Genomic DNA, 7,994 nt, shown 5'->3' with positions numbered 1-7,994 from the left:
CTGATCGTCCACGGCGTCGCTGCGCTGCTCGTGCCGGTAAGCGCCCAGGTGCCGGTCCCGGTCTTCACGAGGCTACCAAAGCCCCGGTATTGCGCGCCCGGCCCGATCTGCGAGACATCGAAGCTTGAATTATCGGCGCCCCCGAGCCGCAAGGTATCGGCCGCACTGAACGCGACCACATTGCCGGTAATGGTCGAGCCCGCCCGCAGCTCCAGGACATTGCTACCGCCGGTGAACCTGATCGCGCTGGCGCGCGTCCCTAAGTTGCCCGCAAGTCCGCTTTCGATTGTTCCGCTGGTGATAACGGTCAGGTTCTGACCAAGGATTCCGATGCCGCCTGCTGCAGCATCGCCATTTCTCGAAGTACCCGCGCCCCCCGCGCCGCCATTTCCGCCCTTGATGGAGGCTCCATTGCTGAGGGTAACTGTCCCGCCGCTGGCGTTTGTGAAGCCGAGCCCCACGCCGCCGGTGCCTCCATTGCCACCCCAAAAGCCCGATCCGCCGGCACCGCCATTGCCTCCCTGAATGGCGCCCGACACCGTCCCGAGCGCTCCGCTGCCGGTGACGACGGCGCCATATCCACCGCCACCACCACCGCCACCGTCACCGCCACCGGAGCCAGCGCCTCCGGCGCCGCCATTCCCTCCCGTAGCTGCATTCGGTGCCGCCGCGCCGACGAAACCGTGGGCGCCGCCGCCGCCACCACCGGCGCCTGCCCGAGAGCCCGAAGCATCGCCCCCGTTCGTCCCCGATGCGCCCGCAGACGCGGCGCCGGAGCCGCCTGACCCGGCCACGCCGCCGCCGCCGCCCCCGATATCACCGGCACCGCCGTCGCCGCCGGTCGCACCGGCGCCGCCGCCCCCGCCGCCTCCCCAGTTGCCACCGAACGGTATCCCGCCCGCTCCTCCTGCACCCGTAAGACTGTCAGCGCCCCCGGCACCGCCGAAACCAGTGCCCTGACTACCGCCGCCGCCGCCGGCCAGTGCCGGTCCCGCAAGTTGGAGCGTCAGCAAAGCCACAGCAACCGACGCCGTGGAAAGGGATGAGGTTGCGAACAAATGCCAACGACGCTTCCGGCCCGGACAATTATGCGGGAAACGAAGCTGCTGGACTGCAAACGCGGACCATTTGGCTGCAATCGATGGGTTAGTCATGGAAAAGGACCCGGTCATTCAAAAAGACTGGTTCCACCTAATACATGCTACAATGCAGAGTCCACTTAGAGGTTTAAAGGAATCGGGGATGTGGTGCTTGTGCAACAACGAGAGAGCGTAAGGCATTGCTTAAGAGATAGCGTGTTCACCAGAACTGCTTGAGTCAGCGACGCGCAGACGACTCGGCAGTTGAGCACGACACGGCCATGCTCGGTCACAAGCTGAAACCGTTCGGAGACGCCGCCCGGATTCGGAACATCGATAGCTGCCCGCCGGAGTCAGGGACGCATAGAACTGCTCCCAGGCGACCTTGAACTCGTTGCACCATGGCGGGATCGGGAGAGGCGGGTTGACGTTCCACGCCCGCCACTATGCGGGCATCGAGCCGATCCTGCCGTCTGCGAGGCCATTCCGACGAGTAAGGACCTGTGAGCCCGCGAACCTTCGCATGCAAGCTCTTCATGCGACAAATCGCTACGGCCACTCTCCGACTGACGGATGGGCAACGGATGAATACCCACACCCCGACGAGAAATGCGGCTATCGGCAGCGGGTTAAACTTTATCTATGTACTTGATTTCATTGGTACAGTTGGGTGGGCTCGAACCACCGACCTCCTGTTCCACAGTTTGTGGCAAAGATACTAGATAGACAGACAGATCAAGACAGCTAATCCCTTATAATACACTATATATCTTCAGTTTTATGGCTATTTCCGGCAGTGTCGCCGACAGTTGACGACACTACAGTTAGTATGGTTCTGTTACCCCCATGTTACCCGACTCCACGACGGGTAACGGTGGGGCTAGAGTTGGCAAAGACGCTTACCGATCTGACTGTCAGGAACGTAAAGCCGGGAAAGGCTCGCCGTGAGATTGCAGATGGTGGCTGTCGCGGCCTCTATCTCGTCGTCCAGCCGAACGGTAGCCGCACATGGGCTCTCCGATATCGACACGCCGGCAAGACTCGTAAGCTGACCATTGGCCCGGTCTATCTCGGCAAGGACGAAATCGAGCAGCCGACGCTAGATTGCGCCAACACATTGGCTGGCGCGCGCAAGCTTGCCGGTGAAGCCGCGCTCTTGCTGGCGAAGGGCGTCGATCCGGCAGCAGAAAAATTCTCGGCTCGCGAGAGTGCGCGGTTAGCGGCCGAGGATGCAACGGCGGCGAACGGGCTGACTGTCACGGTGTTGGCAAAGCGATTCATTCGTGACCACGCCATGCAAAGGACGCGCGAAAGCTCTTGGCGCGAGACTGCCCGCTTGCTCGGTCTTAAGTTCAAGAAGGGCGAATTAGTAGTCACCAAAACGGGTGGCGAGGTTTTGAGCCGCTGGAGCGATCGTCCGGCCCATAGCATCGCGCGCGCCGACGTAAATAAACTTCTGCGGGACATCGTTGCTCGTGGAGCACCCGTGGCATCAAACCGCGTGCTCGCCGCGATCCGCAAAATGTTCAACTGGGCTGTTGGCGAAGATATCCTACCATCATCTCCGTGTGCAGGCGTGTCGCGAAAGGCCAACGAAGAATCGCGGTCGCGGGTCCTGAGCGATGACGAATTGCGCCTGATCTGGAAGGCATCTGACGCCCTCAATTATCCGTTCCCGCAGCTAACGAAGCTCCTCATTCTCACGATGCAACGCCGCTCTGAAGTGGCTGGTATCCGTCGTAGTGAAGTAGACGACAAGGGCAAGCTTTGGATCATCCCCGCTGAGCGCGCAAAAAACGGTGAAGAACATGAGGTTCCGCTGTCGGACGCGACCTTGGCGGTTCTCGCATCGTGCCCCCGTATTGGTCGGGGTGATCTTTATCTTTCCCGATTTGGCAACACGCCAACGAGCGGTTTTAGCAAGGCCAAAGGCGACCTCGACGCTGAGATTCGAACAATTAAATTGAAAGAAGCGCACGGGCGCGGCGAGCCCACCGATGCAATCAAGCCCTTGGCGCATTGGACTTGGCACGACCTGCGGCGTTCTGGAGCAAGCGGCCTCGCTCGGCTCGAACTCGCGGACATCGTCGTTACAGAAAAAATCTTGAATCATACCAACGGTGCCCTGCGTTCGGTGGCTGGCATCTACAACCGTTTTGAGTACGCCGATCGGAAACGTGCAGCCCTCGTTGCATGGTCCGATCACGTCATGAAGGTGGTCAATGGCTAAACTCCCTGGTCCTATCGAGGATGAGATTGACGAACTCGCTAGCATCTTTGGCGAGACGGGCAACCCTGCTGCGGCGTGGCAGGCGTTCGCTCTGGCACGCGAGCATGGATTTGCTGTGCCGGCGAATGTTGATGCTGAGATCGCGCGTTTCGCTCAGGCCGTCACCGCACCGCTAGATGGAGATCGCGGCCCGATCACGTCACGCTCGGTCGCAGAAGCTTGGGGGATCACCCAGGGCCGGAAGCCTGCGCCAGAGTTGCGCAATTATCGACGCGACCTTGATCTTTATTTTGAATATTGGCGCTTGCGCCGCACCAAGCATCGTAAAACTTCTGCCGGGTGGATCGATGTTCCTGGACTCTCGCGCAACGAAGCAATCGCAAAGCTTGTGGACCTGCACCATAAATCGCCGAAAACAATCGAGGAAATCATGACTCGTTTTTTTAAGGAGTATGGCGACGGCGACCCGCTCAAAAACCTCGCATCGCGCGAACCCTGACGATGCCCACGACATCATTAGGTATCTTTCTTGATCGGCGTGTCGCTATCTGTCCGTCATCTTCACAGTAAAGGCCGACAATGACTAGCACCGATCCAGACGCCGACCGCCTCATCTCCGCAAAGTCCACACTTTCGCGATTCGAGCCGAAGCCGAACATTCGAACACTTGATCGCTGGCTTTCTGATCCGCGTGTCGGATTCCCGCGTCCCATCGTGATTCAGAACCGACGTTACTTTCTGGAACGCGAAATTTCAGACTTCATCGCTCGCAAGGCGCGCGAGCGTGTCACGTTCAAGGCTTAAAGGAAATCTTTCTTGATGGGCAACAAGACCGCTTAAACCCCCTTCCCGGCCCCCCTCGGGCGGGCAATCCCAAAAATCCAGCAATTCCCCACACTCCGAAATGGTTCGGCGTGAACGACGGCCGCATGGCCAATATCAAGGAGAACTGACCATGAGTGATGACATCAAATACAAAGTCGAACGCGCCCGCAACCTTTCGCGAGAGCTAACGGTTCGGGATGAGCATGGACTTTTGTCCAAGAGCGACGCAGAGCTTTGCGCCGACGCGCTCGCCAGTTACAGCTCAGCCATCCACGCGGGCGAGGCCGCCCAAGACCTTGACGACTTAACGCGCCGGATTATCGGCTATCATGCCGACGACCAGGCGCACGATTTTCGGACGCGCGAAATTCACGCCATTGGCGCGACCGACTGTGAATTTCTGGCGAGAGCACTGACGTTCTATGCCCGCGAGCTCGACGAACCACCGACATCGGCTTTGGCGGCGTGATCAACCAAGGGCCCTTCGGGGCCCTTTTCGTTAACACTTGTCACAGTTTCATAAACGCGAAACGCGAGAAGTCGATGTGATCCGGGCATTCTACGTGTCGTTTGGGGCTACCGGATCGGGCTCCTAAACCGCGCCATACCCTGCCAGTATCGAGCTAGCCAACCGCTAAGGAGCACCAAAGAATGCGAATGACATTGAACGGCAAGATCTACGTCGATCAGCCGGGGCTTGCCGCCATTCTGAACAACACCGTGAAGTGTCTCGCCGCTTGGCGGACGCGTGGTTACGGCCCGCGATACCATCGCATCGGGGGCAAGATTTGGTTCGATTTGGACGACGTGGTTTCGTTCATCAACAACACAGCGGTCGATCCGGCCGCATAAAAGAAAAAGGCCCCGCAACGCCGCCAGCGTCGCAAAGGGCCTATCAATTCACCTCAGCTACAAGGTCTCTGCAATGTATCCGCAACAAGTCACTACTGCAACTCGATCTAATCGCCCATCGTCCCGTCGTCCTCGTGCGCCGCAAGATTTTCATGAGAGGCAACGGCGCGCTCGTGATCGCCATTTGCGCCGCCTTGCTGCCAAGCTTCCGTTTGCCGTCTATGACGCGAATCACGGTTGGGGCATCATCTTGAAACCCAAAAAGCGCCGGGGCTGGTGGGAATCCGAGCCCCATTGGTATTTGGTGAACTACGCGACCGGAATCGAATGTCGTGTGCACGACGGGGAGAAGGGATACGGCCAGTTCTTCACGTGGGAAGAGATCGGCAAGAGCTTCGCGGAGCGCGAGAAGTTGAGGACTGAATTGCCGGTCGGGTGCCTTTCCCCCCGCAACCTGTGGCGACACATTTACAAGATGTGGGATTGAGTCGTAATGACAACCGATCTCGCCCCTATCCGCGCCGCGCTGTCGGCCAACATGAACGAGCTTGCGCGGCGTGTGCTCGGCAAGCCCAACCGGCGTATGTCGAATCGCCGTGAACTGCGGTTTGGCCGGAAAGGAAGCCTCGCCGTCGTGATTGCCGGGCCGAAATCCGGTTCGTGGTACGACCATGAGACTGGCAAAAACGGCGGTGCGCTAGACCTGATCATGACTGCGCGCGAATGCGACTTTCGTGATGCGCTGGATTTCGCTCAGGGCTTCCTGGGCGCGGCGCTGCCGGACGTGGTCCCCGAGCCGCCTGAGATCGTTCTGCTCCCTACCGACCGTGAGGACGAGGCAAAGCGCATCGCGCGCGCGATGTCATATTGGAATCGGTCGAAAGACCCGCGCGGGACGATTGTCGAGACGTATCTCGCGTCTCGCTGCATCGCACTGCCGGAAGGCGTCGCCGGTGAGGTTATCCGCTTCTGCGCCGGGCCGCGAATGATGGTGGCCCTTCTGCGCGACATTCACACGAACGAGCCATGCGGTATCCATCGAACCTTTTTGACGCCTGAAGGCGCGAAGATCGAGAAGAAAATGCTCGGTCGCGCGAAGGGCGCTGCGATCAAGCTGAGCCCGGACGAGAATGTATCTCACGGCCTGCATGTTGGTGAGGGCATTGAATCTACTCTATCGTTCATGGTGGCCGGCTACGCGCCAGCCTGGGCGCTCGGGAGCGCCGGTGCAATCGAATCGTTCCCCGTGCTGGCCGGCATCGAGTCGCTGACGATCTTCACTGAGAACGACGAGGCGGGCGATTGCGCCGCGAACGTATGCGCCGACCGCTGGCTGGAAGCTGACCGCGAGGTAACACTCGCTACGCCGCAGCATGGCGACGGCAACGATATTCTGAAGGAAGTAGCAGCGTGAGCTCCGATAATCTGAAGCGGGCATTCGACTCGAAGGTCAGGCGCAAGACGATTTCTCGCAGGCCCACGGTGGACGAGCGCGCGAAGGTCAGCCCGACTGAACCGGTGCTGGCTGAAGGGACCATTCACTGGCACGAGACGAAGGTGGTATCTATCGCCGATCGCATTGATCGGAAACTTCTGGCGCACCTGAACAAGGTTGCAAGCCTGTCGTGGTCGAATGTCGTTGAGGCACCCGCTCTGTCCGACCTGACGAACCCGCTCGGCCTTGTCGGCGAGATCATCGACTGGATCGAGGCGTCGGCGGAATATCCGTCGCGGGAGCTTGCGCTTGGGCCTGCGCTATGCGCGGTCGCCACCCTCGCCGGAAGGGCCTTCGAAACGCCAAGTCACGCGCGCACGAACCTTTACGTTGTCGGACTAGCGCAGTCTGGATTTGGCAAGGATCACGCGCGAAAGTGCATCAAGAACCTAATGGAGGAGGCTGGACTGGGCCGCCTCGTCGGCCCATCCCGGTTTGCTTCGGCTCCCGGGCTTAGGCAGTCACTGGCAGCGTTCCCGTCGTTCATGAGCCTCCAGGACGAGTTCGGCGGATTTCTTGCTAAGCTACAGGACCAACGGTCCGGCGGTGATTTCGCGACGATCCGGCACTACCTAATGGAGTTTTTTTCGTGCGCAAGCAGTACGTATGACGGCGACGCCTACCGCGATGGCATCACAGAAAAGCTCTACTACCCGAACCTATCGATCTACGGCACGTCAACCCCCGAGGAGTTCTGGTCGTCGCTAACGTCATCGCGAGCGTCCGATGGGTTTCTTCCACGCTTCTTGCTGTTCAACGTGTCCGGCGAAAAGCCGGAGTTCGTCGAGGAACCGGTGCAGAGGCGGGACAAGCCTCCCGAACGCCTGATCAAGGGCGTGCGAGAGATTGCAGAGGCAGCCGCGGACATCTGTGGGAACATCGGAACTGCGAGTCACATTCGCGCGGTTTTCGCGAAACGCGTCGAACTTGATGCCGACGCCAAGGCGTTTGACCAAGAGATGCGCAGGCAGATTGATGGTGCGCTTTTTATTGCCGACTCGAAGCTGCATCCGTTCCTGAACAGGACCCGCGAGCACGCGCTGAAGCTCGCTCTTACGGTTGCGGTCGGAGTCGACCCCGGCGAGCCAGTAATCACTGGAGAGATTCTACGGTGGGCCGCCGGGCTTGCCGTGTATTCAACGAAAGCGTTCGTCGACGAGGCGGACAAGAGGCTTGCGGACAGCGACCGCGAGCGCAACTTCAACCGCGTACTGGAGATCATCCGCGAGGCCGGCACCGAGGGCATCACTGAAGGCAAGGTCGCCGACAAGATTCGCTCGCTCAAGGGCTATGATCTGAGGGACATCATCGATGCCGCAGATGCGGCGGGGCATATCGTCCTGCGCACGCGCAAGCCGGAGGGCAAGGGGCGGACCAGCAAGCGTTACTTTGCCAGCCAGCACGCTCCGCCCGACGACACGGCCTAACTGAATCAAAAAACGGCTGACCAACCTGAAGCCCTCGCCAGCGCGGCGGGGGCTTTGCTTTTGAGACGAGCGCAGCGGCGATTTTC

General features: G+C 59.8%; 8 protein-coding genes and 1 pseudogene. 8 read left to right on the top strand and 1 reads right to left on the bottom strand.

Annotated elements, in window-relative coordinates:
• Nucleotides 1-1,013 (bottom strand): annotated as a pseudogene (locus NWI01_RS20100) (autotransporter domain-containing protein); the annotation flags it as partial.
• A gap of 952 nt (nucleotides 1,014-1,965) precedes the next feature.
• On the opposite strand from NWI01_RS20100, the gene NWI01_RS12295 reads away from it, so the two are divergent.
• From NWI01_RS12295 to NWI01_RS12265, 8 genes are all read left to right on the top strand, one after another.
• Complete coding sequence (locus tag NWI01_RS12295; RefSeq protein ID WP_181410466.1) at nucleotides 1,966-3,309, top strand: tyrosine-type recombinase/integrase; 1,344 nt, start codon at nucleotides 1,966-1,968, stop codon at nucleotides 3,307-3,309.
• Complete coding sequence (locus tag NWI01_RS12290) at nucleotides 3,302-3,808, top strand: hypothetical protein (RefSeq protein ID WP_141384123.1); 507 nt, start codon at nucleotides 3,302-3,304, stop codon at nucleotides 3,806-3,808. Before NWI01_RS12295 ends, NWI01_RS12290 begins: the two co-directional genes overlap by 8 nt.
• Nucleotides 3,809-3,888: 80 nt before the next feature.
• The gene (locus NWI01_RS18930; protein WP_181410465.1) at nucleotides 3,889-4,113 is read left to right on the top strand and encodes a hypothetical protein; all 225 of its coding nucleotides are present in this window, start codon (nucleotides 3,889-3,891) and stop codon (nucleotides 4,111-4,113) included.
• Nucleotides 4,114-4,264: 151 nt separating this feature from the next.
• The gene (locus NWI01_RS12285) at nucleotides 4,265-4,603 is read left to right on the top strand and encodes a hypothetical protein (protein ID WP_141384122.1); all 339 of its coding nucleotides are present in this window, start codon (nucleotides 4,265-4,267) and stop codon (nucleotides 4,601-4,603) included.
• Between the two features lie 182 nt (nucleotides 4,604-4,785).
• Nucleotides 4,786-4,986: a helix-turn-helix transcriptional regulator gene (locus NWI01_RS12280; RefSeq protein ID WP_141384121.1), complete on the top strand. Its 201-nt coding sequence runs from the start codon at nucleotides 4,786-4,788 to the stop codon at nucleotides 4,984-4,986.
• 184 nt (nucleotides 4,987-5,170) lie between these two features.
• Nucleotides 5,171-5,473: a hypothetical protein gene (locus NWI01_RS12275; protein ID WP_141384120.1), complete on the top strand. Its 303-nt coding sequence runs from the start codon at nucleotides 5,171-5,173 to the stop codon at nucleotides 5,471-5,473.
• Between the two features lie 6 nt (nucleotides 5,474-5,479).
• A complete protein-coding gene (locus NWI01_RS12270; RefSeq protein ID WP_141384119.1) occupies nucleotides 5,480-6,400 on the top strand; it encodes a DUF7146 domain-containing protein in 921 nt (306 codons plus the stop codon).
• Entirely contained in the window at nucleotides 6,397-7,908 is a 1,512-nt protein-coding gene (locus tag NWI01_RS12265; RefSeq protein WP_141384118.1) for a DUF3987 domain-containing protein, read from the top strand. Before NWI01_RS12270 ends, NWI01_RS12265 begins: the two co-directional genes overlap by 4 nt.
• The last annotated feature ends 86 nt before the right edge of the window (nucleotides 7,909-7,994 follow it).

This window comes from Nitrobacter winogradskyi (assembly GCF_006539545.1).
Lineage (GTDB): Bacteria > Pseudomonadota > Alphaproteobacteria > Rhizobiales > Xanthobacteraceae > Nitrobacter > Nitrobacter winogradskyi_A.
The sequence above is the reverse complement of the archived record's forward strand: the minus strand, read 5'-3'. Positions and strand labels throughout refer to the sequence as shown.

Excerpts from the sequence above, each read along its gene's own strand:
- NWI01_RS12285 (WP_141384122.1), top strand. The coding sequence starts at position 4,265 with ATGAGTGATGACATCAAATACAAAGTCGAACGCGCCCGCAACCTTTCG.
- NWI01_RS18930 (WP_181410465.1), top strand. The coding sequence starts at position 3,889 with ATGACTAGCACCGATCCAGACGCCGACCGCCTCATCTCCGCAAAGTCC.
- NWI01_RS12290 (WP_141384123.1), top strand. The coding sequence starts at position 3,302 with ATGGCTAAACTCCCTGGTCCTATCGAGGATGAGATTGACGAACTCGCT.
- NWI01_RS12280 (WP_141384121.1), top strand. The coding sequence starts at position 4,786 with ATGCGAATGACATTGAACGGCAAGATCTACGTCGATCAGCCGGGGCTT.
- NWI01_RS12270 (WP_141384119.1), top strand. The coding sequence starts at position 5,480 with ATGACAACCGATCTCGCCCCTATCCGCGCCGCGCTGTCGGCCAACATG.